The following is a 22,727-nucleotide window of genomic DNA, read 5'->3' as shown; positions in this document are numbered from 1 at the left end:
CCGCCGGGGCGGCCGCAGGCGAGGGCGAGCAGGACGGCCGCCACGGGCCCTCGCGGGTACGGGGTCGCCGGCCGGGAGCCGTGCCCCTCCCGGCCGGCGTCCCCGACGGGTCAGTCCCGGGCGGCGATCCGGGCCAGCCGCCGGGCCTCCTCGCGGGTGGCGCGGGCGATCGCGTCCTCGTCGGCGGTGAGCAGCCGGCCGTCCTCGACGATCTGGCGGCCGTTCACGAAGGAGGCGGTGACCGGGGCCGCCGCACCGAGGACCAGCGCGGCCACCGGGTCGGCGATGGAGGCGTGGGCGAGGGTGTCCATCCTCCACAGCACCAGGTCGGCGAGCTTGCCCGGCTCCAGCGAGCCGATCTGGCTCGCCCGGCCGAGGACCCGGGCGCCGCCGAAGGTGCCGAGGCGCAGTGCCTGACGGGCGTTCAGGGCGGCCTCGCGGTGGGCGCCGAGGCGGTTGACCAGGAGGGCGTTGCGCAGCTCGGTGTGGAGTTCGCCGGACTCGTTGGACGCCGTGCCGTCGACGCCGAGACCGACCGGGACACCGGCGGCGAGCATGTCCGGCACCCGTGCGATCCCGGCCGCCAGGCGGGCGTTGGAGGACGGACAGTGCGCGACACCGGTCCCCGTCCGGGCGAAGGCGTCGATGTCGGAGTCGTTCATGTGGACGCAGTGCGCCATCCACACGTCCTCGCCGAGCCAGCCCGTGGACTCGAAGTAGTCGGTGGGGCCCATGCCGAACAGTTCGTGGCAGAACTTCTCCTCCTCGACCGTCTCGGAACCGTGGGTGTGCAGCCGCACGCCGAGCCGGCGCGCCAGTTCGGCGCCGTCCCGCATGAGTTCGGTGGAGACGGAGAAGGGCGAGCAGGGCGCGACGGCGACCTGGGTCATCGCGTCGAAGGAGGGGTCGTGGTGCCGCCGTACGGTCTCCTCGGTGGCGACGAGCGCGCCGTCCAGGGTCTCGACGGCGAAGTCCGGGGGCAGGCCGCCGTCCTGCTCGCCGCGGTCCATGGAGCCGCGGGCGAGGGTGAAGCGCACCCCCATGTCGCGGGCGGCGCCGATGATCGCGCCGGACAGGTCGCCGGAGCCGTGCGGGAAGACGTAGTGGTGGTCCATGGCGGTGGTGACGCCGCCGCGGGCCATCATCGCGAGGGAGCCCTGCGCGGCGGCGCGGACCATCGGCTCGTCGATGCGGGCCCAGGTGGGGTAGAGCGCGACCAGCCAGTCGAACAGGTTGTGGTCCGTGGCCAGGCCGCGGGTGATCCACTGGTAGAAGTGGTGGTGGGTGTTGACCAGGCCGGGGGTGACCAGGTGCCCGGTGGCGTCGATGCGGCGGGCGACGTCCTCCAGGCCTTCCGGGGCCGGGCCCGCGCCGACGCTCTCGATGCGGTTGCCGGCGATGACGACGTGCCCGTCCGCGTGCTCGGTGTCGTGGGCGTCGACGGTCGCGATCGCGCAGTTCTCGATGACGATGCGCCGGTCTGCTGCCATGGTTCGTCCTTCGGGCTGAGAGGGAGCGGGCACGGCGGGACCCCGGGGGGAGACGAGTGCCGTGGTCGGGGCGGGACGGGACGGGACGGGACGGGACGGGACGGGGTGAGCCTTCCCCGCCGGTGCCCGTTCACCGCCTCGGGTGCCGCGGTGAAAACGTCGGAGGTGCCGGAGGTGCCGGAGGTGCCGGAGCTGTCAGAGGTTGGTGAGGTCCACCGGGATGCGGGCCTCGCAGCCGTCCCGCAGGACGGTCGCCTCGATGAGGCCGTAGGGCCGGTCGGCGGCGAGGTAGACGGCACCGTCCGCGGTGTCGTTCTTCAGCCCGAACGGCTCCAGGTCCACGAGGAAGTGGTGCTTGTTCGGGAGGGAGAAGCGCACCTCGTCGATCTCGTCGCGGTGTTCGATGATCCGCGAACCCATCCGGTACAGGGTCTGCTGGAGCGAGCGGGAGTAGGTCTCGGCGAACGCCTGGAGCAGGTGCTCCCTCGTCCGCCCGTACGACTCCTCCCAGTCCGGCATCCGCTGTCCGTCGTCGGTCCAGCCGAACCGCCAGCGGGCGGACACCTCGGTGGCGAGGACGCGGTCGGCGGTCTCGGGGAGCGTCGTGTACTTGTCCTTGACGTAGCCCCGGAACTCGGAGTCGGTGGAGTTCATGACCACCAGGTCCTTCAGGCCGGAGACGACCTCCCAGGACGAACCGTCGAACGTCGTCTGGGCGAGGCGGGTCTCCTGGCCCCGGCGGACGAAGGAGTGCTTGCCGCCGGGCGTCCCGATCCGCGTCCAGGCGTACTCCTCGATACGTATGCGGGCCCGGTGGACGGCCTCCTGCGAGGTGACGAAGTGGCGGGCGAGGTGGATGCCGAACTGCTCGGCGGACTCGACGCCGTGCTCCTTGGCGAACGCGTACACCGTGTTCTTCATGGTGTCGGTCGGCAGCACGTGGGCGTTGGAGCCGGAACGGTGGACCTCGTCCATGTCACCGCTCAGCGACACCGACACGCCGAGGTCCTTGACGTGGTGGGTGTCGCCGTCCCGCGTGATCTTGACGACCCGGTTCTCGGCCTTGCCGTACTGGTTCTGTCCCAGGATGGTGGGCATGTAGCTAGCTCCCTCGGTAAACGGAGTAGCCGAACGGGTTGAGCAGCAGCGGTACGTGGTAGTGCTCGCCCGGCACGACGGCGAACGTGATCGCCACCTCCGGGAAGAACACGCCCGGTCCGCCGTCCCCGTTCGCGGGGGCTTCCTGCTGCGCATCGGCTCGTGTCTTCGCGGTCGTCTCCAGGTACGGCTCCACGGCGAAGTCGAGCCGTACGTGGGTGGTTCCCTCCGGCAGGGGCGGGAGGTCCTTGCACCGGCCGTCCGCGTCGGTCGCCGAACCGCCGAGCGCCCGCCAGTCGGCGTGCCGGCCCGGGCGGGCCGAGAGGTGGACGGCGACGCCCCGCGCGGGGCGGCCGGCGCTGGTGTCCAGGACGTGCGTGGACACGGAGGCGGTGGTGCCGGTGTCGGTGTCGGCGTCGGCGTCGGTGCTCATGATGTCGGGCCTCCTCCTGAATCGTCCCGGTCGCCCCGGTCGTCCCCGACGAGCCGGGCCAGGCGGATGCGGTTGATCCTGCCCAGCTCGACGCGGACGATCTCCCGTTCGCGTTCCGGCGTGTTGCCGAGCCGGTCCCGCACCGCGTCCCTCATCTGCTCGCCGGTGCGGCCGGTCGCGCAGATCAGGAAGACGTGACCGAACCTCTCCTGGTAGGCCAGGTTCAGTTCCAGCATCTGCGCCCTCAGCGCCTCGGAGGCGCCGGCCATGCCGCGCTGCTCGCGGGCGGAGACCGGGTCGCCGGGCCGGGGCCGGCCGATGGGCGGGTGGCCGGCCACCGCCTCGTCCAGGTCCGCGGCGCTCAGGCGCTCCATGGCGGCGTCGCCGGCCGCGTACAGGTCCTCCGCCGTGGCGTAGGGGCGGGCCGCCACCAGGTGCTCGGCCCAGGTGGTGGAGGCGCAGGCCTCGTGGAGCGCGGCAAGGGCCGCGGACTCCTCCAGGGTGTTGAACCGGGCCAGCCCCGGAAGCGGGCGGGTCGACGTCACGGGAGCCTCCGTGGCCGTGAACGGCCGTCGTGCTGAACGGACTGCCGTCAGCTAACGCCCACCCGCCATCAGCCGTCAACACTTTGTTGAAAATTCCGGGTTAACGAAACCCGGGGTCCCGCGGGGGTCGCCGGCCTCCGCTCAGCTCCCCTTCTCGCGGTTGAGGTAGTTGTAGACGGTGAAGCGGCTCACGCCGAGCGCGCCGGCCACGGTCTCCACGCCGTGCCGCACGGAGAAGGCGCCGCGCGCCTCCAGTGTCCGGACGACCTCCTGCTTGGCCTTGCGGTCCAGATCGGCGAGGGGCCTGCCCTTCTTGCGCTCCATCGCGGCCAGGATGTGGTCGAGGGAGTCGGCGAGCTGCGGCAGCCGTACGGCGACGGCGTCCACGCCCTCCCAGGACAGCACGACGTCGTCGCGTCCGGCCTCGTCCGGCGGGACCAGCTCCCCGCCCATGGCGTCGACCAGCGGTTTCACGGCGGCGATGAAGGACTCCTGCCCGGTCCCGGTCACTCGCCCTCCCCGAGCACGTTGACCTGGAAGGAGATCCGGGTGGCGCCGGCGTCCAGGGTCCTGCGCAGCAGGGCGTCGACCGCGCCCAGCACGGAGTCCGCGCGGCCCTCCACCGTGTTGCCGAAGGGGCCGACGTCCACGGCGTCCAGGTCGGCGGCCTCGACGACCTCGCGGGCGACCAGCGCGTGCGCGGGCGCCTCGTCGAGATCGAAGGGCTCGGTGGTGAACTCAACTCTCAGCCGCACGCGCCCCACACCTCTCCGACCTGCCCGATCTGCGCTCTTCCCGACGTCCGGCGCCCTGGAAGGCGGTCCGGGCGCGGCCTGCCGGCACCCGGACGCATCACCCGCACGGCCCCCGACCTTAACCGACCGGCGCGTCGGCCGTGCCGACGCGCGGGAAGGACCGCTTCCCGCACCGTTTCCCGCATCGTTTCCCGCGCCACGGCACGAGGGCCGGCCGGCAGCGGGCGGCCGGCCCCGGCGTGCGGGCGGGCCGTGCCCGCAGGAGCCTGAGGGCATGGGCAATCCGACGCAGCATCCGCACATCGTGGTCCATCCGCCGGCCCTGGACGGCTCCCGCCGGGTCACCGAGGGCGACGCCACCCTCGGGATCGCCACGCACCTCGACGACGTCGTCGAGATCCTCCGCCTCGCCGACCTCGACCGCGTCGAGGTGGAGGAGACCGACCTGGTCGAATGGCAGGGCGGCGGTCCCGACGACTGGCCCGGGCTGTCGGAGCACCACGGACAGCAGCAGGCGTAGGCCGGGTACGACGGCCTCACGTCGGCCTCCGCACCCGGCCCGACGGGCTTCGACGACCGGGCAGGGGCACGGGCACCGGCCCGGGTACGGGCGCGTCGTGGCCACGCGGGGCCGCCGGGACGGTGCGGCGGACCGCCGCACCGCGCGTCCCACGACACGGGAAGTCCCTTCCGCCTCCCGGAAGTGGTCCGGGAGGCGGGGAACATCGTCCAGACCGTCAAAACCGTCGAGACCGTCAAGCCACGGACAAGCGGGGGCGACCCGGAGGACGATGGGTGCCATGTCCGAGAGCGTGCCGGTGCGCTGCCCGGCCTGCCGGTGCGAGCACCTCTACGCCGCGGCCTCCTACCCCTGCGCGTGCGGCACCCCCGTGGCGCCCCGCCTCGATCCCCGCACGGCCCCGTCCGCCCGACGGCGTCACCGACCGCCGTGCTCCCGCCGCAGTTCCACCTTGCGCACCTTCCCCGAGACCGTCATCGGGAAGGCGTCCAGCACCTGGAGCCGGCTGGGCACCTTGTAGTGCGCCAGCCTCCCCTCGCAGTGGGCGCGCACCTCCTCCAGGGTGGGCGGCGCGGCGGCGTCGTGCGGGATCACGCAGGCCAGCACCTCCTCGCCGTACTTCTCGTGCGGTACGCCGACGACCTGGACGTCCCTGATCTTCGGGTGTCCGTGGAGGAACTCCTCGACCTCGCGCGGGTAGACGTTCTCGCCGCCGCGGATGATCATGTCCTTGATGCGTCCGACGATCTCGACGTACCCGTCCTCCCGCATGCGCGCCAGGTCGCCGGTGTGCATCCAGCGGCCGGGATCGACGGCCTCCGCGGTCCTCTCGGGCTCGTTCCAGTACCCGAGCATCACGCTGTACCCGCGGGTGCACAGCTCACCGGTGGTGCCGCGCGGCCGGGTCACGCCGGTGACCGGGTCGACGACCTTGACCTCGATGTGCGGGAGCACGCGGCCGACGGTGCCGGTGCGGTGCTCCAGGTCGTCGTCGCGGCGGGTCTGGAGGGAGACGGGGGAGGTCTCGGTCATGCCGTAGCAGATGGAGACCTCCGCCATGTGCATCTCGGCGACCACCCGTTTCATCACCTCGACCGGACAGGGCGAGCCCGCCATGATGCCGGTGCGCAGGGAGGAGAGGTCGTAGGAGGCGAAGTCGGGCAGGTTCAGTTCCGCGATGAACATCGTCGGGACGCCGTACAGCGAGGTGCACCTCTCCCGCTGGACGGCGTCCAGGGTCGCCTTCGGGTCGAAGGACGGCGCCGGGATCACCACGCAGGCGCCGTGCGAGGTGGCCGCAAGGTTTCCCAGGACCATGCCGAAGCAGTGGTAGAACGGCACCGGGACACAGACCCGGTCCTGCTCGCCGTACGCGAGCAACTCTCCTACGAAATAACCGTTGTTGAGGATGTTGTGGTGGGAGAGGGTCGCCCCTTTGGGGAAACCCGTGGTGCCCGAGGTGTACTGAATGTTGATCGGGTCGTCGCACGACAACTCGTCCGCTCTGGCGCGCAGTTCCTCGGGCCGGACCGCGGAGGCGCGGCCGAGCAGGGCGTCCCAGCCCGGCTCCCCGAAGAACACCGCCTCCCGCAACCGCGGGCACGTGCCGCGCACTTCGTCGACCATGGCCCGGTAGTCGCTCGCCTTGTGGCGGGCGGAGGCGAACAGCAGGCGGACGCCGGCCTGGCCGAGGACGTACTCGGCCTCGTGCGTGCGGTAGGCCGGGTTGATGTTCACCATGATCGCGCCGACGCGGGCGGTGGCGTACTGGACGAGCACCCACTCGGGGCAGTTGACCGCCCAGACGCCCACCCGGTCCCCCTTGGCGATCCCGCTCGCCAGCAGCGCGCACGCCAGCCGGTCGACGTCCGCCGAGAACGCGGCGTAGGTCCAGCGCCGGCCGGACTCCACGTCGACCAGCGCCTCGCGCTCCGGCCAGGCGGCGACGGTCCGCGCCAGGTTGCCGCCGATCGTGTCGCCGAGCAGCGCCGTGGCGCTCGTGCCGTGGCCGTACGACGCCGCGGTCACCGGAAGTCCTCCTCGCGGTACTCGTCCGCCGACCCCCCGGCCGTCGCCTCGCGCAGCTCGATGCGGCGGATCTTGCCGGAGACGGTCTTGGGCAGCGGCGCGAACTCCAGGCGGCGGACGCGCTTGTAGGGCGCGAGGGTCTCGCGGGAGTGCTCGAAGAGGGCCTTCGCGGTGTCGGGGCCGGGCTCCCAGCCCTCGGCCAGGACGACGTACGCCTTGGGCACGGCCAGCCGCAGCTCGTCCGGGGCGGGGACCACGGCCGCCTCGGCGACGGCCTCGTGCTCCAGCAGCGCGCTCTCCAGCTCGAAGGGGCTGATCTTGTAGTCGGACGCCTTGAAGACGTCGTCCCCGCGTCCGACGTAGACGAGGTGGCCGTCCTCGTCGCGTCGTCCGATGTCGCCGGTGCGGTAGTAGCCGCCGGCCATCGCCTCCGCGGTGCGGTCGGGGTCGCCGTGGTAACCGGCCATCAGGCCGACCGGCCGGGCCGACAGGTCGAGCGCGATCTCGCCCTCGGTGACGCCGGGTGCGCCGGACACCGGGTCGAGCAGTTCGACGCGGTAGCCGGGGCTCGGGCGGCCCATCGAGCCGGCCTTCAGCGCCTGGCCGGGGCTGTTGGCGATCTGCACGGCCGTCTCCGTCTGGCCGAAGCCGTCCCGGACGGTCACGCCCCAGGCCCGCCGGACCTGCTCGACGACCTCGGGGTTCAGCGGCTCGCCCGCCGCCACGGCCTCGCGCGGCGGGGTGCGCAGCTGGGTGAGGTCGGCCTGGATGAGCATGCGCCACACGGTGGGCGGGGCGCAGAAGGTCGTCACCCCGGCGCGGTCCATCTCCGCCATCAGCCGGGCCGGGTCGAAGCGCGTGTAGTTGTGGACGAAGACGGTGGCCTCGGCGTTCCACGGCGCGAAGAGGTTCGACCAGGCGTGCTTGGCCCAGCCGGGTGAGGAGATGTTGAGGTGCACGTCGCCGGGCCGCAGGCCGATCCAGTACATGGTCGCCAGGTGCCCGACCGGGTACGACACGTGGGTGTGCTCGACCAGCTTGGGGCGGGCCGTCGTGCCGGAGGTGAAGTAGAGCATCAGCGGGTCGCCGGCGAGGGTCGGCCCGTCGGGCAGGAACTCGGCGGAGGCGCTGTGGGCGTCCTCGTACCGCTGCCAGCCCTCGGGCACGCCGCCGACGGCGATGCGGGTGTAGCCGCCGGGCACGTCGTCGAACTTGCCGGCGTCCTCGGCGCGCACCACGACGTGGCGGATCCGGCCGCGTTCGACGCGGTCGCGCAGGTCGGCGGGGCCGAGCAGCGGGGTGGCCGGGACGACCACCGCGCGCAGCTTGATCGCGGCGAGCGCCGTCTCCCACAGTTCGGCCTGGTTGCCGAGCATGACGAGGACGCGGTCCTCGGCGCCGACGCCGCGCTCGCGCAGCAGGTTGGCGACGCGGTCGGAGCGCTCGGACAGCTCGGCGAAGGAGAGGCGGACCTCGGAGCCGTCCTCCTCGACGATGTGCAGGGCGGTGCGGTCGTTGCCGTCCGCGACGACGTCGAACCAGTCCAGGGCCCAGTTGAAGTGCTCGGGCCGGGGCCAGTCGAAGCCCTCGTACGCGGTCTCGTAGTCCTGTCGGTGTTCCAGCAGGAAGTCCCGTGCCCTGCGGAACTGCTCCGTCGCCGTCGTCATCTGTCCTCCTGGTTGCCGGACCATTGCCGGGCGGCTCTCTGCCATCGTGTAATCCGTGATACAGGTCTCACCACCCCCGAACGGGGGGTACCGCGGCTCACCGCCGCGGAGAAGGGCGGGCGGGTGACGGCGTCGGACACGGCCGGAGCGGTGGAGATGCGCGGCGCGCTGGCGCGGCTGCGGCGGGCGACGGGGCTGCCGGTCGCCTTCGGCGGGCTCGTCGAGCCGGGGCGCCGGCGGATGCGCATCAGCGAGCTGAGCGGTGCGGCCACCCCGGCGCTGGGCGGGCTCGCGGTGACCTCGGGCAGCGGCCTCGGCGGAAAGGCGGTCGCCCTGGGCCGTCCGTGTGCCGTGACCGACTACTCCCTCTCCCGGCAGATCAGCCACGAGTACGACACGGCGGTCGCCGAGGAGGGACTGCGCTCGGTCCTCGCGGTCCCGGTGGTCGTGCGCCGCCGGGTGCGCGGTGTCCTGTACGGCGCGCTGCGCACGGCCCAGCCGCTGGGCGACCGCACGCTGAACGCGGCCGTCGACGTGGCGCGGGACGTCGAGCAGACCCTGGTGGCCGGGGACGAGGTCCGGGACCTGCTGGCGGCGGCCCGTCCGGAGCCCGGGGGCGGGTCGGCGGCGGTCCGGGAGCAGGTGCGGGAGGCCCACGCCTGTCTGCGCGCGCTCGCCCCGCGCATCGCCGACGCGGCGCTGCGCGCGGAGCTCCTGCGGGCCTGCGGTCTGCTCACGCGGGGCGCGCCGCCGCCGGCCGTCGCCCTGGCGCCCCGCGAGCTGGACGTGCTGGCGTGCGTGGCGGCGGGCGCGACCAACCGGGCGGCCGCCGAACGGCTGGGGCTGCGTCCGGAGACGGTCAAGGGCTACCTCGGGTCCGCGATGCGGAAGCTGGGCGCCCACACCCGCGGGGAGGCGGTGGTCGCGGCGCGCAGGGCCGGGGTGCTGCCGTAGCGGTGCGGAGGTGCTGCCGTAGCGGCGCGGGGCCGGGCGGGAGCGTAAGGATCAAGCCAGGGAGGGGTCGGGACGATGAGTGTTCATTCAAGTGTCACCTCCATGAATTTCTGTATGCTCCCGGTGTTGTCTCCCTCACGACGCCGTCCTTCCGGATTTCAAAGAGACGTTGCCTAGAATTCGGTCGGACACGACACTCGGAGGGAGCGGTGACCGTGCGACGGGACTTCAAGGAGCCTGCCAGATGCCGCCCCGACCTGGTCATCGGCAGGGACGAGCTGTTCACCTCCGCCCGTGAGCAGCTGACCCGCGGCGGCAGTGTGCTGCTGCACGGCCCGGCCGGAATAGGAAAGTCGACCGTGCTGCGGGCATTGGCCGCGGATTACGGCGACGCGGCCCGCACCGTCCTGCGCTGCTCGGCCACCGAGTCCGAAAGCCACCTCCCCTTCCTGGCCCTGGCCGATCTGTTCGGCCTGGTGCTGGACGAGGTGGCCGACAAGCTGCCCTCCGCGCAGCGCACCGCCCTGGAGTCGGCGCTGACCGGCCGGGGCGAGTCGACGCTGCAGCGCGACGGGCTCGCCCTGCGGCTGGCCGTGCTCTCGGCGCTGCGCGTCCTGTCCGCCGCCGGGCCCGTGCTGCTCGTCGCCGACGACATGCAGTGGCTGGACTCGGCGAGTGCCGAACTCCTCGGCTTCGCCGCCCGGCGCCTCGGCGACACCCCCGTCCAGCTGCTCTGCGCCGTCCGGACCGAGGGACAGGAGTACGACCGCCATCTGCGCGCGTCCCCGCCCGACACCCTCGCCGTCCGGCTGAACGCCCTCTCGCGCGCCCAGGTCTCCGCGCTGCTCGACCACCGCGGCTACACCGACCTGCCCCGCTCGACGGTCCGCGAGATCCACCGCACCAGCGGCGGCAACCCCCTGTTCGCCCTGGAGCTGGGCCGCGCCCTCGGCGAGAACCCGACCCCGCCGCGCCCCGGCGAGCCGCTGCCCGTGCCGACCTCGCTGCGCGCCCTGGTGCTCAGCCGGCTCGACATGCTCTCCGACGAGGCGCGCCGCACCCTGCTGGTGGCCAGCGCGGGTGCCCGTCCCACGCTGGCGCTGCTGCACGCGGCCGGCCGCGAGAACGCCGAGGCGGAGACCGCGCAGGCCGCCGCGCTCGGCCTGCTCGCCACGGAGCCGGAGGGGCCGGCCGTGCGCTTCGCGCATCCGCTGATCTCGGCGGCGCTGTACGCGGAGGCGCCCGCGCAGGAGCGGCGGGCCGCGCACACCGCGCTGTCCACGGCCGCCTCCGACCCGATCGAGCGGGCCCGGCACCTGGCGCTGTCGACCACCGGTACGGACCCGGAGGTGGCCGCCCGGCTCTCGGAGGCGGCCGCGCTGGCCCGGGACCGGGGGGCGCCCTCGGTGGCGGCCTCGCTCGGGCTGCTCGCGGCCCGACACACCCCCGCGGACGGCGGGCCGGCCCCGGACGAGCGGCGGCTGGAGGCCGCCGAGGACGCGATCATGGCCGGCGAGGTGGACCTCGCCCGGGACATCGCCCACGAGGTGCTGACGCGGGCGACGGCGCCCGCCGAGCGGGTGCGGGCCTGGATGGTGGTGATCGAGGCGGCCGGGCAGGCGCTCGGCGACGTCGACGCCGTCTATCCGCAGGTGCTCGCCGACGCGGGCGACGACCCCGTGCTGCTCGCGCAGGTCCACTACCAGCTGGCCTGGCGCGGACTGGTGGTGCAGGGGGACTTCGCGGAGGCCCGTGAGCAGGCGGCGCACGCCGCGGAGCTGGCGGCGCGCGGCGCGGACCGGCGCAGCGAGCTGATGGCGCTGTCGCTCCAGGCGTCGACGGAGACGCTCATGGGGCATCCGGACGCGCCCGTGACGATCAAGCGGGCGCTGAAGGAGCCCCAGGACCCGTACGTGGCGTGCCATCACAACGGGCCGGGCACGGCCAGGTTCCGCTGGCTGCTGATGAGCGACCAGCTGTCCGAGGCCCGCTCGACGATCACGGCGCTGCTGCGCGAGGCGCGCCGGCGCGGCATGGTCGAGAGCGAGGTGCACTTCCAGCGTTTCCTCGCGGAGACCGAACTGCGGTCCGGGCACTGCGGGCGCGCCCTGGACCTGGCCCGCGAGAGCCTGCGGCTGGCCCGCGACTCGGGGATCGGCCTGGGCGCCTCCGCGATGCTCGCCTCCCTCGCCGAGGCGTCCGGCGGCGAGGTCGGCCGCGCGCTGGAGCTGGCCCGGGAGGCCGCGGGACGCGCCGAGGAGGACGGCGACCAGATGTACCTGTCGCGGGCCCTGGCCGCCCTGGGCCACGCCCAGTCGGTCGCCGGGGACTCCGCGGGCGCGGTGGCCTCGCTGCGCCGGGTGCGGGAGCTGGAGGTGGGCCTCGGCATCACCGACCCGGCCCGCGGCCGCTGGCAGGGCGACCTCGCCGAGGCGCTGGTGCGGGTCGGCGAGCCGGGTGAGGCGCAGGAACTCATCGACGTCACGCGCGAGCACGCGCTGCGGCTGGGCCGCGAGAGCATCCTGGCGCTGCTGGACCGGGCGGAGGCGCTGGTGCGGGCCGCGCGCGGCGACCAGGAGGGCGCGCTGGCCCGTCTGACGTCGGTTCAGGACCGGTTCGCCAAGCTCGGGTACGGGCTGGAGGAGGCGCGGGCGGCGTTCGCCGTGGCCCGGCTGCGCACCCGGCGGCCGGGGCCGACGTCGTACGACGAGGCGGCGCGGCTGTTCCGGCGGTGCCGGGCGCTGCCGTGGCTGCGGCAGGTGGAGGCGGCGGCCGAGGAGCCGGCCGGGCCGGGCGTCGCGCCGGCGCCGGCGCCCGCGGTCGACGCGCTGGAGGGGCTGGCGTCGATGGAGCGTCAGGTGGCCGCGCTGGTGATGGAGGGCGCCACCAACCGGGAGATAGCCGGGCGGCTGTTCATCAGCGTGAAGACGGTGGAGGCGACCCTGACCCGGGTCTACCGCAAGCTGGGGATCCGCTCGCGGGTGGACATCGTGCGGCTGGCGGCGGGGCACCAGGCGAAGTGAGGGCCGGGCGGGCGCACCGCCCCCGCGGGGCCGGGGTGCCCGCCCCCCGGAGCGCGCGCCCCGGTGCGACCGAGGGTTTTCCCTCCCCGACTCCCTTAGGGGGTTCCCTCATTGGGGTCAGGACGCACCCGGTCCTAGCGTAAGGGACGTGCCGCTCGCCGGGCACACGGGGGTCGGTCCCACGACTCCCGTGCCATCCCCCCACACACCCGCGCGACCCCCCACCGGCAGCTCCAAGGAGATCGATGTTCGGGCCCACTGGTGCCAAGAAGGCCGCGGCGGCTTCGGCCGCCGCGGCCGCACTGCCCGGCGCCCCCACCGCCGTCGCGGCACACCGGCCGATCGTCGGCGGCACCACGGCGTCGTACGTCACCTCCTCCCGGACCGGTGTGTACGCGGCCGGCACCACGACCCGCGTCCTCGACCGGGGCACGACCTCGGCGAACGGCGGCTCCTCCCACCCGCCGCGCACCGCGACCGTGCCGATCGCGTCCGACTCCGGCTGCGCGAGCAGCCACGGCTCCGACCTCGTCGCGAGCGACATGGCGTACGCCGGACACACCTCCGGCGGCATAGACACCTGCCAGGGCGACAGCGGCGGTCCCCTGCTCATCGGGGGCGTCCTGGCAGGCATCACTTCATGGGGCGAGGGCTGCGCGGAAGCGGGTCACCCGGGTGTCCACACCCGGCTGACCGCCTTCTCCGGCCTCGTGACCGCGCAGGTGGACCCGTAAGTCACCGCGCGACCCGGAAGAACCCCTGAGCATCCCTCAGGTGAATGACCGGGGGGCGCTGCGAGCCTCCACGAGCGGCCCGCAGCGCCCCCTCTCCACGTCCGCGCCCCCCGGGGTCCCGGGCCTTGGGCGCCCCGGTCCTCCCGGCATCCCGGTACTACCGGAGCACCTTGCCGAACCGGACCCCGCGGGACGACGACTCCCCGTACATCACCCGCAGCAGCCGCTCCCCCTCCGCCGTCACCTCCCGCCGTCGCCCCGCGTCGAGCCGGCCGAACGGCTCGACGACGAGGGCGTCCGCCGTCGGCTTCCACACCCCGGCGAGGAAACCGTCGACGAGGAGGGTGGCGTGCGCCTGGTTGCCCTGCCAGGAACGGCCCCGGTACTCGGGCGGGACGACCCGGCTGCGGTCGGCGTGGGACAGCAGCAGGTTGTCGAACTCGGGCAGGAAACGCGGCGGGGCCGGGGTGTCCGGGTCGGGGCGCGGGGCGTCGGGAAGGTCGAAGAGCTCGACGCCCTCACGGTCGCGGAAGGTGAGGAGCCGCGGGCGGAGCCGTTCGAAGACCTCGCGCAGCCGGGTCAGTCCGGCCCAGGTCTGCGTGTCCTTGACCGAGGCCGGGCCGAACGCGGCGAGGTGGCGCAGGACGACGGCCTCCGGTGCCGGGGCCGGCCCGGCGGGGCGGCCCAGCCAGTGCTCGGCGGTGGTGAGCGCGACCCGCCCGCTCCTCCCCCACAGCCCGCGCGGGGTGACCTGGACCAGGGGGAGCTTGCAGCGGGCGGCGATCGCGAGGGCCTGCGGATCGGCGTCCGGCCACGTCGCGGAGAGCTCCTCCCGCAGTTGTCCCATGGTGCGCGGCTCGGCCTCGACGAGGTCACGGGCGAGGGCCGCCAGCCGGTCGAGGTCGACTCCCGGCAGCTTCGCGCGGAAGGCCGTCAGCTCGCGGTCGCGGGCGGGCTGCACCAGCGGCCGCAGGGTGAGGCAGTCGTCCGCGGTGTGCGTGTGGAGGGTGGAGCGCAGGGTCACGATGCGGACGACCTCGCGATCGGCCATGAGCGCCGACAGCTGCTCCGGTGCGAACCCGTCGAGGCGGGCGGCGAGGGCGAAGTAGGGCGGCTTCACGTTCTGGGCCTGGAGGCCGACGAGGTGTCCGATCGCGGCCTTCGCCGACAACCGGGAGCGGCGCAGGAGGAGTTGGCGGTCGAGGGTGGCCCGGTTGAGGGCACGCGGACCGAGCAGGGGCGCCGGGGCGGTGGACGTCGTCTTCCTCATGCGGGGACGGTAGCGGGAGACGCGGACCGGCGGGACCTCCCGGGTCCTCCGCGCCCCCTGTGTCCCCTTCCGTTATCCTGACCCGTGATCCTCGGCCGGTGACCCGGCCGACCACCGGCCGGCCACCGGCAGGTCACGCAGACGTCGCCTCGACCCGAGAGGCCCCGCGATGCCCCAGCGACGCGTCCGACCCTCCGCGAAGAACCTCCGGAAGTCCGTCTGGCGCCGCGGCGTGGCGATGCCGCCGGTGCCGCCGGCCGACAGCCCGCGGGTCCCGGCCGGTCCGGACTCCGGGGAGGCCGCCGAGATCGACAAGGTGGTGCGGGCGGTGCTCTACCGGGACGGTGTGCGCGTCCTGGCGCCCGCCACCCTCGCCGACACCTTCCTGGAGCTGCGCAAGGCCCATCCGAAGAGCATGGCGTGGATCGGCCTGACCCGTCCCACGGAAGCCGAACTGCACGCCCTGGCAGCCGAGTTCGCCTTGCATCCGCTCGCCGTGGAGGATGCGAAGGAGGCCCATCAGCGGCCCAAGCTGGAGCGTTACGGCGACACCCTGTTCGTGGTCCTGCGGGCCGCCCGCTACCTCGACGCCCCCGAGGAGATCGACTTCGGCGAACTGCACGTCTTCGTCGGCCGCGACTTCGTCATCACCGTCCGGCACGGCGCCGCCCCCGACCTCTCCGCGGTCCGCCGCCGCCTGGAGGAGACGCCCGAACTGCTGAGACTCGGACCGGAGGCGGTCCTCTACGCCATCGTCGACGCGGTGGTCGACGGATACCTGCCGGTGGTGTCGGGCGTGCAGAACGACATCGACGAGATCGAGACCGAGGTCTTCCGCGGCGATCCCGAGGCCTCCCGCCGCATCTACGAACTCTCCCGCGAGATGGTCGAGTTCCAGCGCGCCACCCGTCCCCTGGTCGGCATGCTGCACGGTCTGATGGCCGGCTTCTCCAAGTACGGCACCGACGAGGAACTCCAGCGCTACCTGCGCGACGTGGCCGACCACGTCACCCACACCAGCGAACGCGTCGACAGCTTCCGCCAGGCCCTCACCGAGATCCTCACCGTCAACGCGACGCTGGTGACGCAGCAGCAGAACGCCGAGATGCGGGCGCTGGCGGAAGCGGGGTTCCAGCAGAACGAGGAGATCAAGAAGATCTCGTCGTGGGCGGCGATCCTGTTCGCCCCGACGCTGGTCGGAACGGTCTACGGCATGAACTTCACGCACCTGCCGGAGTTGCGCTGGGTGTTCGGCTACCCGTTCGCGCTCGTCCTGATGGCGGTCGTGTGCACCGGCCTGTACGTCGTCTTCAAGCGCAAGGACTGGCTCTGAGCGGACGCCGTGCCGGTCCGGCACGGCCGTGCCGTGGGCCGGCGGTTCAGAGGGCGCCCATGCGGACGAGCCATTCGTCGTCGTTGTAGTTGTTGCGCGCCGGGTCGACGACGCTCGCCGGCTTCTCCTCGACCATCTCGGCCGGGGTGATCCGCTGCGGCAGCGCGCCGAACCGGGCGCGACGGGCCGCCTCCGCGGTGTCCGCGGTGTCCGGGGCGCTCGGGATGTTCGGGGTGTTCTCCTGGTGCGCCATCTGTTCCTCCGAAGGTCAGGCCGTGCACGGCGGATCGGTCACCCACTCGGGTACCGAGGATACTCGACACGGGGCCACCCATCACCCCTCAGAGGGGTGACGGTTCGCAGGGGGCACCCTTCGGGCCCCGCACTCCCACGGCGTCCGGCGGCGTGGCCACCGTCGGCAGGACCGGTCCGGCGAGACCGCCGGAGAACCGTTCGACTTCCCGCGCCGAAGACACCCCATCCCCACGGGTGTCCGCCGACGCCATTGACGAGGGCATGCTCAAGCCCTATCTTCTGGCCGAAGTTACGAACTGCGTTCGATATAACGGACAAGGGACGGTCCTGTATGCCTCGCATGTTCCGCCGGCGCACCCGCGCACTGCTCACGGCCGGGACGGTGGCCCTGGCGGCCGCCTGCTTCGCCGGCCCCGCCGGCACGGCCCGGGCCGCCGCGCCCGCCTCCCCCGGCGTGACCTACACGAACCCGCTCGCGGAGAGGCGCGCGGACCCGCACATCTTCAAGCACACGGACGGCTACTACTACCTCACCGCCACGGTCCCCGAGTACGACCGCATCGTGCTGCGCCGGGCGACGACCCTCCAGGGCCTGTCGACCGCCCCCGAGACCACCGTCTGGACCCGGCACACCAGCGGCGTCATGGGCGCCCACATCTGGGCCCCGGAGATCCACTTCATCGACGGCAAGTGGTACGTCTACTTCGCGGCCGGCGCCACGAACGACGTGTGGGCGATCCGCATGTACGTCCTGGAGGGCACCGGCGCCGACCCCCTCACCGCCACCTGGTCGGAGAAGGGCCGGATCAGGACCACCTGGGAGAGCTTCTCCCTGGACGCCACCACGTTCGTCGTGAACGGCGTGCGCTACCTCGCCTGGGCGCAGCGCAACCCGGCCGAGGAGAACAACACCAGCCTCTTCGTCGCGAGGATGGCGAACCCCTGGACGATCACCGGGACTCCGGCGGAGATCTCGCAGCCCACCCTGGCCTGGGAGACCGTCGGCTACAAGGTCAACGAGGGGCCGGCCGTGATCCAGCGCGGCGGCAAGGTCTTCATGAGCTACTCGGCGAGCGCGACCGACGCCAACTACTGCCTCGGCCTGCTGACCGCCTCCGCGACCGCCGACCTCACCAACCCCTCGTCCTGGACGAAGAGTTCGCAACCGGTGTTCAAGAGCAACGCCGCGACCTCGCAGTACGGGCCCGGCCACAACTCCTTCACCGTCTCCGAGGACGGGAAGTCCGACATCCTCGTCTACCACGACCGCAGCTACAAGGACATCACCGGCGACCCGCTGAACGACCCCAACCGCCGCACCCGCGTGCAGAAGCTGTACTGGAAGTCCGACGGCACCCCCGACTTCGGCATCCCGGTCGCCGACGGGGTCACCCCGCAGCGCTTCTCCTCGGCCGGCCTCCCGGACCGCTTCGTCCGGCACTGGGAGTACCGCGTCCGCGTCGACGCGGACGTGAGCCCCCTGGCGGACTCGCAGTTCCGGATCGTGCCCGGCCTCGCCGGCAGCGGCACGGTCTCGCTGGAGTCGGCCAACTTCCCCGGCCACTACCTGCGGCACAAGAACTTCGAGGTGTGGGTGGAGAAGAACGACGGCACCGCGCGGTTCGCGGCCGACGCCACGTTCCACCGGCGTGCGGGCCTGTCCGACACGGCGGGGGTCTCGTACGAGTCGTACAACTACGCGGGCCGGTACCTGCGCCACTACGACCACCTGCTGTACGTGCAGGCGCCGAGCACGGCGACGGACCGCGCGGACGCGACGTTCCACGCCCAGTGAGACACCCTCCCGGCCCCTCCCCGGGGCCCGGCGTCCGCCGCGAGGGCTTCTCGGCGGACGCCTCGGGGCAGGGGCGCGCGACCGGCGGGCCGGCGTGCCCGCCACTCCCCCGCCCCGAGGATCCGGCCGGACCAGGCGGCTTCCGGCAGCGGCACCGAGGCGGCGCGGAGGATCGGGTCGACACCCTGGACTCGCCCTCGACGTCCTGGGTCCTCGACATTCCGGGTCCTCGACATTCCAGGTCCTCGGCGTCCTGGTGCCGGTCGACACCCGCCGTACGGACGCCGCCGTCACGCGGCCGCGCGCCGACGGCTTCGACGTGCGGGACGAGGGCGTGGCCCGCCTCCCGCCCTTCGTGCGGCATCGCATCGACCTGCTCGACCGCCGCTCCCTCTCGCCGCCGGACCCGCCCCGCGGCCCGCGGCCCCCGCGTGACGCGGACGCGGGGGACGAGGGGCAGGTCAGTGGCTGCGGGGCGCGTACATGATCACGGCCATCCCGGCGAGGCAGACCAGGGCGCCGACGACGTCGAAGCGGTCGGGGCGGTAGCCGTCGACGACCATGCCCCAGACGATCGACCCGGCCACGAAGATACCGCCGTACGCGGCGAGGATGCGCCCGAAGTCGTCATCGTGCTGCCAGGTCGCCACCACACCGTAGAGGCCGAGGGCGATGACGCCGGCGCCGACCCAGGCCCAGCCCTTGTGCTCGCGGATGCCCTGCCACACCAGCCAGGCGCCGCCGATCTCGAAGAGGGCGGCGACGACGAACAGGGCGACGGAACGAGCGACGGTCATACCGGCCGACCCTACCGGCGGCCCGTGCCGCCGATCTCCAGCGGGTCGGCGGACGTCCTGCAGCCGCACCCGCCCCCACCGGCGGTCTTCGGCCCGCAGGCACAGGAGCGGCCGCGCCGGCCGAGCCACCGGGTTCCGACGGCGAGCACGGCCAGGACGGCGGCGAGGGCGGGCAGCCGGCCCACCACCGCCCCGGCCCCGGCGCCGACGACCCCTGCGGCGATCAGGACGGGCAGCGCACAGCACGCCACGCAGGCCAGCGCGGCCAGCCCCCCGAGCACCTTCGCGGCACGCCCGGGGCGGGGGTCAGCAACAGGGTCCGGCATGGCGGTTCTCCTCGGCGAGGTCGGTGAAGGGGATCGGACAGCAGGTGCTGGACGCGCAGAGGGTCAGGTCGTCGCAGCCCGCCTCCACGGCGGCGGCCAGGGCGGTGCGGATGGTCGTGAGATCGGCGATCTTCGCGTCGACCTCGGCGAGCTTGGCCGCGGCGCGGCCCTGAAGCCCGGCCACGGGGCGGCCGTGCCGGTGGCGGCCGGCCTCCAGGAGCTCGGCGACCTCCTCCAGCGTGAACCCGAGCCGCTGGGCCGCCTTGATCACCCGCAGCGCGACGACGGCGTCCTCGCCGTAGAGGCGGTGGCCGCCGGAGCTGCGTTCCGGCTCGGCCAGCAGACCGCGCCGCTCGTAGTAGCGCAGTGTCTGGACGTTCACCCCGGCCGCCTCGGCGACCTGCCCGCTGCGCAGGCCCGCGTTCACCGCTGCTCCCCGGCTGCAGCGGTCCGCGCGGCGAGGGCGTCCAGGACCGCCTCGTGCGCCCGGTCCACCGAGACGTCCAGCCGGATCAGGTCCTGGCCGGGGGTGATGGTGAAGGTGAGGAACGAGCAGCAGCCGCTCTCGCGCTCCACCAGGTCACGGACCCGGTCCTCCACTCCCTCTCCGCCCGCCAGGTCGAGGCGCAGGTGGAGCGGCTGCGGCCGTGACCGCGAGGTCAGCCGCTCCGAGAACAGCGCGTCCCACTCGGCGACCCGCAGGGGCCGCTCCTCGGTGGGCAGGGCGCAGGACCGCGGCACCCACGCAAGATCATTCATCGGGCTCACTCCCGTCGTCGTCTCTCCCTCGGCGGGGACACCTCCGACGGTAAGCCTGTACCTGGGTACCGAATGCAAGGCAGGTCGCCGACGGGCCACGGCCCGAGCGCCGGCGGAGCGGCGCCGAGTGCCGAGCGCCGAGGTCAGCTTCCGCAGCCGCACCCCGCGGCCTCGGCCTCCCCCTCGGCCTCCGCCGGGGTCTGCGCCGGGGCGGCGGCCCGCTCGTCGGGCGTGCGGCGGGCGGTGGTTCCGCAGCACGCGTCCGGAGCGCCGTCGGCGCTCTTGCCGAGGGTGTCGGCGTCGGCCTTGACGACATAGACCTCCCACGGCTCCTTGCCGGGGCCGGTGACCCACACCTTGTCCTGGAGGGCGTAGCAGCAGGAGGTGTCGTTCTCCTCGAAGGTGGCCAGGCCCGCGGCCTCGAGGCGGGTGGCCGCGGCGTCGACCTGCCCGGTGGAGGCGACCTCGACGCCGAGGTGGTCCAGGCGGGTGTCCTCACCGGCCTCGCCCTCGATGAGGACGAGCTTGAGCGGGGGCTCGGTGACGGCGAAGTTGGCGTAGCCCTCGCGACGCTTGGCCGGCTCGACGCCGAACAGCCTGGAGTAGAAGGCGACGGAGGCTTCGAGGTCGGCGACGCGCAGGGCGAGCTGGACACGGGACATGACGGTCTCCCATCGAACGGCTTGTTTCGACATCTGTCGATACAGTCGACCTTGCCACCGGGATCGACAGCTGTCAATATTGAGGAATGTCGAAACAAGCTGGTCTGCCGGTGCTCGGGCAGGACGACGTCGCGTGCTGCGCGCCGATGGTCCGCGAGCCGCTCGGCGAGGAGGCCGCGGCCGAGCTGTCGCGGACGTTCAAGGCCCTGTCGGACCCGATCCGGCTGCGCCTGCTGTCGCTGATCGCCTCCCACGAGGGCGGCGAGGCGTGCGTGTGCGACCTCGTCGGCCCCTTCGACGTGTCCCAGCCGACGATCTCCCACCACCTGAAGGTGCTGCGCGAGGCCGGGCTGGTCGGCTCCGAGCGCCGCGGGACCTGGGTGTACTACTGGGTGCTGCCCGAAGCCCTGGCGAAGCTGTCCGCCCTGCTGGAGATCCCCGCCGTGACCGCGAAGGCGCCCGCGTGAGCGCCTCCGCGCCGCTGCCGCGGCGGGCGGCGGTCGAGGGGCTGGGGACGGCCGCGCTGGTCGCGGTGGTGGTCGGCTCCGGGATCCAGGCCACCGAACTGACCCGCGACGTCGGGACGCAACTGCTGGCCGACTCCCTGGCCACCGCCTTCGGGCTCGGCGTGCTCATCGCGCTCCTGGGCCCGGTGTCGGGGGCACACTTCAACCCCGCGGTCACCCTGGCCGCCTGGTTCACCGGCCGGCGCACCGGCGACGGCCCCGGCCTGCGTGACGTCGCCGCGTACGTGCCCGCCCAGGTCGCCGGGGCGATCGGCGGCGCGGTGCTGGCCGACGCGATGTTCGGCAAGCCGCTGGTGGCCTTCTCCACGCACGAGCGGTGGGCGGGGCACCTGTGGCTGGCGGAGGTCGTGGCCACCGCCGGACTGGTCTGGCTCGTCTTCGGCCTGGCCCGCGCCGGCCGCGCGCACCTGGCGCCGCCGCTGGTCGCCTCCTACATCGGCGCCGCCTACTGGTTCACCTCCTCCACGTCCTTCGCCAACCCGGCCGTCACGATCGGCCGGGCGTTCACCGACACCTTCGCCGGCATCGCCCCCGCCTCCGTACCGCCCTTCGTCGCCGCGCAGCTGCTCGGCGCCGCCGCGGGCCTCGGCCTGGTCGCCGTCTGCTTCGGCCGCCCCGCGGGGACCGGGGCCGAGGTCGTCGCCCCGCCCGGCGGGCAGAGGTCCGCCGCCGCCGCCCGTCCCGCCGAAGAAAGCGCCCTGACCCGATGAGCACCTCCACCACCCCGTCCGTGCTGTTCGTCTGCGTGCACAACGCCGGGCGCTCCCAGATGGCCGCCGCCTTCCTCACCCACCTCGGTGGTACCCGCGTCCAGGTCCGCTCCGCCGGCTCCGCCCCCGCGAGCGCGGTGAACCCGGCCGTGGTGGCGGCCATGCGGGAGGCCGGCATCGACATCTCGGCCGAGACCCCGAAGGTCCTCACCACCGAGGCGGTGCGGTCCTCGGACGTCGTGATCACCATGGGCTGCGGCGACGCCTGCCCCTGCTTCCCCGGGAAGCGGTACCTGGACTGGCAGCTGGAGGACCCGGCCGGGCAGGGCGTCGCGGCCGTACGGCCGATCCGCGACGAGATCGAGCGCCGCGTCCGCGTCCTGCTCACCGAACTCGGCATCGAGCCCGCGGCGTGAAGGGCGGCGTACGCATCGCGCCCTTGCGGGCCGAGCACGCGGAGCAGGTTCTGGCGATCTACCGGCTGGGCATCGACGAGGGCAACGCCACCTTCGAGACCGCCGCCCCGACCTGGAAGGCGTTCGACTCCGCCAGACTGCCCGCCCACCGGCTGGTCGCCCTCGACGAGGACGGCCGGGTGCTGGGCTGGGCCGCCGTGGTGCCGGTCTCCGACCGGTGCGCGTACGCCGGCGTCGTGGAGCACTCCGTCTACGTCCACCCCGACGCCCGCGGCTGCGGCGTCGGCCTCGCGCTGCTGACCGCCCTGCTCGCCTCCACGGACGCCGCGGGCGTCTGGACGGTGCAGTCCGGCATCTTCCCGGAGAACACCGCCAGCCTCACGCTGCACCGGCGCGCCGGCTTCCGCGTCATCGGCACCCGCGAACGCATCGGCCGCCACCACGGCACGTGGCGCGACGTCGTCCTCGTCGAACGCCGCAGCCCCGTCATCGACTGACCCGCCGTCCCGCGACCGGAGGACCCGCCCGGACGGCGGCGGCCGACCAGGTCCCCTGAGGGCTTCGCGCAGGTTCTCGCCCCGAAGCCCCCGAAGCCCCGGGCAGGCGGGCAGGCGGGCAGGCGGGCAGGCG

At 73.6% G+C, this 22,727-nt stretch carries 25 protein-coding genes and 1 pseudogene; 11 read left to right on the top strand and 15 right to left on the bottom strand.

The annotated features are described in order from the left end of the window. Window positions 1-110: 110 nt before the first annotated feature. From ACZ5FU_RS07030 to ACZ5FU_RS07005, 6 genes are all read right to left on the bottom strand, one after another. Window positions 111-1,490 (bottom strand): 8-oxoguanine deaminase, encoded by a 1,380-nt coding sequence (locus ACZ5FU_RS07030; protein ID WP_451529303.1) that lies wholly within the window; start codon window positions 1,488-1,490, stop codon window positions 111-113. A gap of 195 nt (window positions 1,491-1,685) precedes the next feature. Then, on the bottom strand, window positions 1,686-2,588 hold the full coding sequence (gene pucL, locus ACZ5FU_RS07025; RefSeq protein ID WP_451529304.1) for a factor-independent urate hydroxylase: 903 nt from the start codon (window positions 2,586-2,588) through the stop codon (window positions 1,686-1,688). 4 nt (window positions 2,589-2,592) lie between these two features. Beyond that, complete coding sequence (uraH, locus tag ACZ5FU_RS07020; RefSeq protein WP_468834507.1) at window positions 2,593-3,021, bottom strand: hydroxyisourate hydrolase; 429 nt, start codon at window positions 3,019-3,021, stop codon at window positions 2,593-2,595. Beyond that, complete coding sequence (gene uraD / locus ACZ5FU_RS07015; RefSeq protein WP_468645106.1) at window positions 3,018-3,566, bottom strand: 2-oxo-4-hydroxy-4-carboxy-5-ureidoimidazoline decarboxylase; 549 nt, start codon at window positions 3,564-3,566, stop codon at window positions 3,018-3,020. Before uraD ends, uraH begins: the two co-directional genes overlap by 4 nt. A 141-nt stretch (window positions 3,567-3,707) precedes the next feature. Then, a complete protein-coding gene (locus tag ACZ5FU_RS07010; protein ID WP_451529307.1) occupies window positions 3,708-4,076 on the bottom strand; it encodes a helix-turn-helix domain-containing protein in 369 nt (122 codons plus the stop codon). Further along, a complete protein-coding gene (locus tag ACZ5FU_RS07005; protein ID WP_451529308.1) occupies window positions 4,073-4,321 on the bottom strand; it encodes a YkoF family thiamine-binding protein in 249 nt (82 codons plus the stop codon). Before ACZ5FU_RS07005 ends, ACZ5FU_RS07010 begins: the two co-directional genes overlap by 4 nt. Window positions 4,322-4,595: 274 nt before the next feature. Here ACZ5FU_RS07005 and ACZ5FU_RS07000 point away from each other — a divergent pair, with 274 nt between their 5' ends. Next, a complete protein-coding gene (locus ACZ5FU_RS07000; protein WP_451529309.1) occupies window positions 4,596-4,841 on the top strand; it encodes a hypothetical protein in 246 nt (81 codons plus the stop codon). A gap of 417 nt (window positions 4,842-5,258) precedes the next feature. Here the strand turns inward: ACZ5FU_RS07000 and ACZ5FU_RS06995 are convergent, their stop codons facing one another. Together ACZ5FU_RS06995 and ACZ5FU_RS06990 are read right to left on the bottom strand one after the other, a co-directional pair. Then, on the bottom strand, window positions 5,259-6,869 hold the full coding sequence (locus ACZ5FU_RS06995; RefSeq protein WP_451529310.1) for an AMP-binding protein: 1,611 nt from the start codon (window positions 6,867-6,869) through the stop codon (window positions 5,259-5,261). Next, a complete protein-coding gene (locus tag ACZ5FU_RS06990; RefSeq protein WP_468645101.1) occupies window positions 6,866-8,536 on the bottom strand; it encodes an AMP-binding protein in 1,671 nt (556 codons plus the stop codon). Before ACZ5FU_RS06990 ends, ACZ5FU_RS06995 begins: the two co-directional genes overlap by 4 nt. A 156-nt stretch (window positions 8,537-8,692) precedes the next feature. Here ACZ5FU_RS06990 and ACZ5FU_RS06985 point away from each other — a divergent pair, with 156 nt between their 5' ends. The 3 genes and pseudogenes from ACZ5FU_RS06985 to ACZ5FU_RS06975 all read left to right on the top strand — a co-directional run. Further along, window positions 8,693-9,490: a helix-turn-helix transcriptional regulator gene (locus tag ACZ5FU_RS06985; RefSeq protein ID WP_468645174.1), complete on the top strand. Its 798-nt coding sequence runs from the start codon at window positions 8,693-8,695 to the stop codon at window positions 9,488-9,490. A gap of 209 nt (window positions 9,491-9,699) precedes the next feature. Continuing rightward, on the top strand, window positions 9,700-12,513 hold the full coding sequence (locus ACZ5FU_RS06980; protein ID WP_469045042.1) for an ATP-binding protein: 2,814 nt from the start codon (window positions 9,700-9,702) through the stop codon (window positions 12,511-12,513). A gap of 353 nt (window positions 12,514-12,866) precedes the next feature. Continuing rightward, window positions 12,867-13,247, top strand: a pseudogene (locus ACZ5FU_RS06975) (trypsin-like serine protease); the annotation flags it as partial. A gap of 157 nt (window positions 13,248-13,404) precedes the next feature. On the opposite strand, the gene ACZ5FU_RS06970 reads toward ACZ5FU_RS06975, so the two are convergent. After that, the gene (locus ACZ5FU_RS06970; protein WP_469045041.1) at window positions 13,405-14,517 is read right to left on the bottom strand and encodes a winged helix DNA-binding domain-containing protein; all 1,113 of its coding nucleotides are present in this window, start codon (window positions 14,515-14,517) and stop codon (window positions 13,405-13,407) included. 169 nt (window positions 14,518-14,686) lie between these two features. Between ACZ5FU_RS06970 and ACZ5FU_RS06965 the strand changes: the two genes are divergently transcribed. Further along, the gene (locus ACZ5FU_RS06965) at window positions 14,687-15,850 is read left to right on the top strand and encodes a magnesium and cobalt transport protein CorA (protein WP_451529314.1); all 1,164 of its coding nucleotides are present in this window, start codon (window positions 14,687-14,689) and stop codon (window positions 15,848-15,850) included. A 46-nt stretch (window positions 15,851-15,896) separates the two neighbouring features. Here ACZ5FU_RS06965 and ACZ5FU_RS06960 read toward each other — a convergent pair whose 3' ends face one another. Then, window positions 15,897-16,103 carry a hypothetical protein gene (locus ACZ5FU_RS06960; RefSeq protein WP_468645096.1) on the bottom strand — a complete coding sequence of 69 codons (207 nt, stop codon included), beginning with the start codon at window positions 16,101-16,103 and terminating at the stop codon, window positions 15,897-15,899. Window positions 16,104-16,436: 333 nt separating this feature from the next. On the opposite strand from ACZ5FU_RS06960, the gene ACZ5FU_RS06955 reads away from it, so the two are divergent. Both ACZ5FU_RS06955 and ACZ5FU_RS06950 read left to right on the top strand, forming a co-directional pair. Continuing rightward, window positions 16,437-17,900: a family 43 glycosylhydrolase gene (locus ACZ5FU_RS06955; RefSeq protein ID WP_451529316.1), complete on the top strand. Its 1,464-nt coding sequence runs from the start codon at window positions 16,437-16,439 to the stop codon at window positions 17,898-17,900. A 256-nt stretch (window positions 17,901-18,156) separates the two neighbouring features. Beyond that, entirely contained in the window at window positions 18,157-18,387 is a 231-nt protein-coding gene (locus ACZ5FU_RS06950) for a hypothetical protein (protein WP_469045039.1), read from the top strand. Here the strand turns inward: ACZ5FU_RS06950 and ACZ5FU_RS06945 are convergent. The 5 genes from ACZ5FU_RS06945 to ACZ5FU_RS06925 form a co-directional block, all read right to left on the bottom strand. After that, window positions 18,362-18,697, bottom strand: a complete 336-nt coding sequence (locus ACZ5FU_RS06945; RefSeq protein ID WP_451529874.1) for a YnfA family protein — start codon at window positions 18,695-18,697, stop codon at window positions 18,362-18,364. The genes ACZ5FU_RS06950 and ACZ5FU_RS06945 overlap by 26 nt on opposite strands. Before the next feature lie 11 nt (window positions 18,698-18,708). Then, a complete protein-coding gene (locus ACZ5FU_RS06940) occupies window positions 18,709-19,023 on the bottom strand; it encodes a hypothetical protein (protein ID WP_469045037.1) in 315 nt (104 codons plus the stop codon). After that, window positions 19,004-19,450, bottom strand: coding sequence for a MerR family transcriptional regulator (locus tag ACZ5FU_RS06935; RefSeq protein WP_451776898.1), 447 nt, complete (start codon window positions 19,448-19,450; stop codon window positions 19,004-19,006). The genes ACZ5FU_RS06940 and ACZ5FU_RS06935 overlap by 20 nt, the downstream gene beginning before the upstream one ends. Beyond that, window positions 19,447-19,782 (bottom strand): hypothetical protein, encoded by a 336-nt coding sequence (locus ACZ5FU_RS06930; protein WP_451529871.1) that lies wholly within the window; start codon window positions 19,780-19,782, stop codon window positions 19,447-19,449. The genes ACZ5FU_RS06935 and ACZ5FU_RS06930 overlap by 4 nt, the downstream gene beginning before the upstream one ends. A 143-nt stretch (window positions 19,783-19,925) precedes the next feature. Continuing rightward, window positions 19,926-20,444, bottom strand: coding sequence for an ArsI/CadI family heavy metal resistance metalloenzyme (locus ACZ5FU_RS06925; RefSeq protein WP_451529870.1), 519 nt, complete (start codon window positions 20,442-20,444; stop codon window positions 19,926-19,928). A gap of 86 nt (window positions 20,445-20,530) precedes the next feature. Between ACZ5FU_RS06925 and ACZ5FU_RS06920 the strand changes: the two genes are divergently transcribed. The 4 genes from ACZ5FU_RS06920 to ACZ5FU_RS06905 are packed head-to-tail and all read left to right on the top strand — an operon-like array spanning window position 20,531 to window position 22,594. Next, the gene (locus tag ACZ5FU_RS06920; protein ID WP_451529869.1) at window positions 20,531-20,911 is read left to right on the top strand and encodes an ArsR/SmtB family transcription factor; all 381 of its coding nucleotides are present in this window, start codon (window positions 20,531-20,533) and stop codon (window positions 20,909-20,911) included. Then, window positions 20,908-21,681, top strand: coding sequence for an aquaporin (locus tag ACZ5FU_RS06915; protein WP_451529868.1), 774 nt, complete (start codon window positions 20,908-20,910; stop codon window positions 21,679-21,681). The genes ACZ5FU_RS06920 and ACZ5FU_RS06915 overlap by 4 nt, the downstream gene beginning before the upstream one ends. Continuing rightward, window positions 21,678-22,097 (top strand): arsenate reductase ArsC, encoded by a 420-nt coding sequence (locus ACZ5FU_RS06910; RefSeq protein ID WP_451529867.1) that lies wholly within the window; start codon window positions 21,678-21,680, stop codon window positions 22,095-22,097. Before ACZ5FU_RS06915 ends, ACZ5FU_RS06910 begins: the two co-directional genes overlap by 4 nt. Beyond that, window positions 22,094-22,594 (top strand): GNAT family N-acetyltransferase, encoded by a 501-nt coding sequence (locus tag ACZ5FU_RS06905; RefSeq protein ID WP_451529866.1) that lies wholly within the window; start codon window positions 22,094-22,096, stop codon window positions 22,592-22,594. The genes ACZ5FU_RS06910 and ACZ5FU_RS06905 overlap by 4 nt, the downstream gene beginning before the upstream one ends. Window positions 22,595-22,727: the final 133 nt, after the last annotated feature.

The sequence above is a fragment of the Streptomyces sp. NPDC031554 genome (assembly GCF_055580685.1).
This window is presented reverse-complemented; position numbering and strand designations above follow the sequence as displayed.

Bases quoted from the DNA above. Each gene is read 5' to 3' on its own strand.
- ACZ5FU_RS06920 (WP_451529869.1), top strand. From the start codon at position 20,531: ATGTCGAAACAAGCTGGTCTGCCGGTGCTCGGGCAGGACGACGTCGCG.
- ACZ5FU_RS06965 (WP_451529314.1), top strand. From the start codon at position 14,687: ATGCCCCAGCGACGCGTCCGACCCTCCGCGAAGAACCTCCGGAAGTCC.
- ACZ5FU_RS06960 (WP_468645096.1), bottom strand. From the start codon at position 16,103: ATGGCGCACCAGGAGAACACCCCGAACATCCCGAGCGCCCCGGACACC.
- ACZ5FU_RS06925 (WP_451529870.1), bottom strand. From the start codon at position 20,444: ATGTCCCGTGTCCAGCTCGCCCTGCGCGTCGCCGACCTCGAAGCCTCC.
- ACZ5FU_RS06955 (WP_451529316.1), top strand. From the start codon at position 16,437: ATGCCTCGCATGTTCCGCCGGCGCACCCGCGCACTGCTCACGGCCGGG.
- ACZ5FU_RS06930 (WP_451529871.1), bottom strand. From the start codon at position 19,782: ATGAATGATCTTGCGTGGGTGCCGCGGTCCTGCGCCCTGCCCACCGAG.
- ACZ5FU_RS07000 (WP_451529309.1), top strand. From the start codon at position 4,596: ATGGGCAATCCGACGCAGCATCCGCACATCGTGGTCCATCCGCCGGCC.
- ACZ5FU_RS06970 (WP_469045041.1), bottom strand. From the start codon at position 14,517: ATGAGGAAGACGACGTCCACCGCCCCGGCGCCCCTGCTCGGTCCGCGT.
- ACZ5FU_RS06985 (WP_468645174.1), top strand. From the start codon at position 8,693: ATGCGCGGCGCGCTGGCGCGGCTGCGGCGGGCGACGGGGCTGCCGGTC.
- ACZ5FU_RS06990 (WP_468645101.1), bottom strand. From the start codon at position 8,536: ATGACGACGGCGACGGAGCAGTTCCGCAGGGCACGGGACTTCCTGCTG.
- pucL (WP_451529304.1), bottom strand. From the start codon at position 2,588: ATGCCCACCATCCTGGGACAGAACCAGTACGGCAAGGCCGAGAACCGG.
- uraH (WP_468834507.1), bottom strand. From the start codon at position 3,021: ATGAGCACCGACGCCGACGCCGACACCGACACCGGCACCACCGCCTCC.
- ACZ5FU_RS06940 (WP_469045037.1), bottom strand. From the start codon at position 19,023: ATGCCGGACCCTGTTGCTGACCCCCGCCCCGGGCGTGCCGCGAAGGTG.
- ACZ5FU_RS06910 (WP_451529867.1), top strand. From the start codon at position 21,678: ATGAGCACCTCCACCACCCCGTCCGTGCTGTTCGTCTGCGTGCACAAC.
- ACZ5FU_RS06945 (WP_451529874.1), bottom strand. From the start codon at position 18,697: ATGACCGTCGCTCGTTCCGTCGCCCTGTTCGTCGTCGCCGCCCTCTTC.
- ACZ5FU_RS07030 (WP_451529303.1), bottom strand. From the start codon at position 1,490: ATGGCAGCAGACCGGCGCATCGTCATCGAGAACTGCGCGATCGCGACC.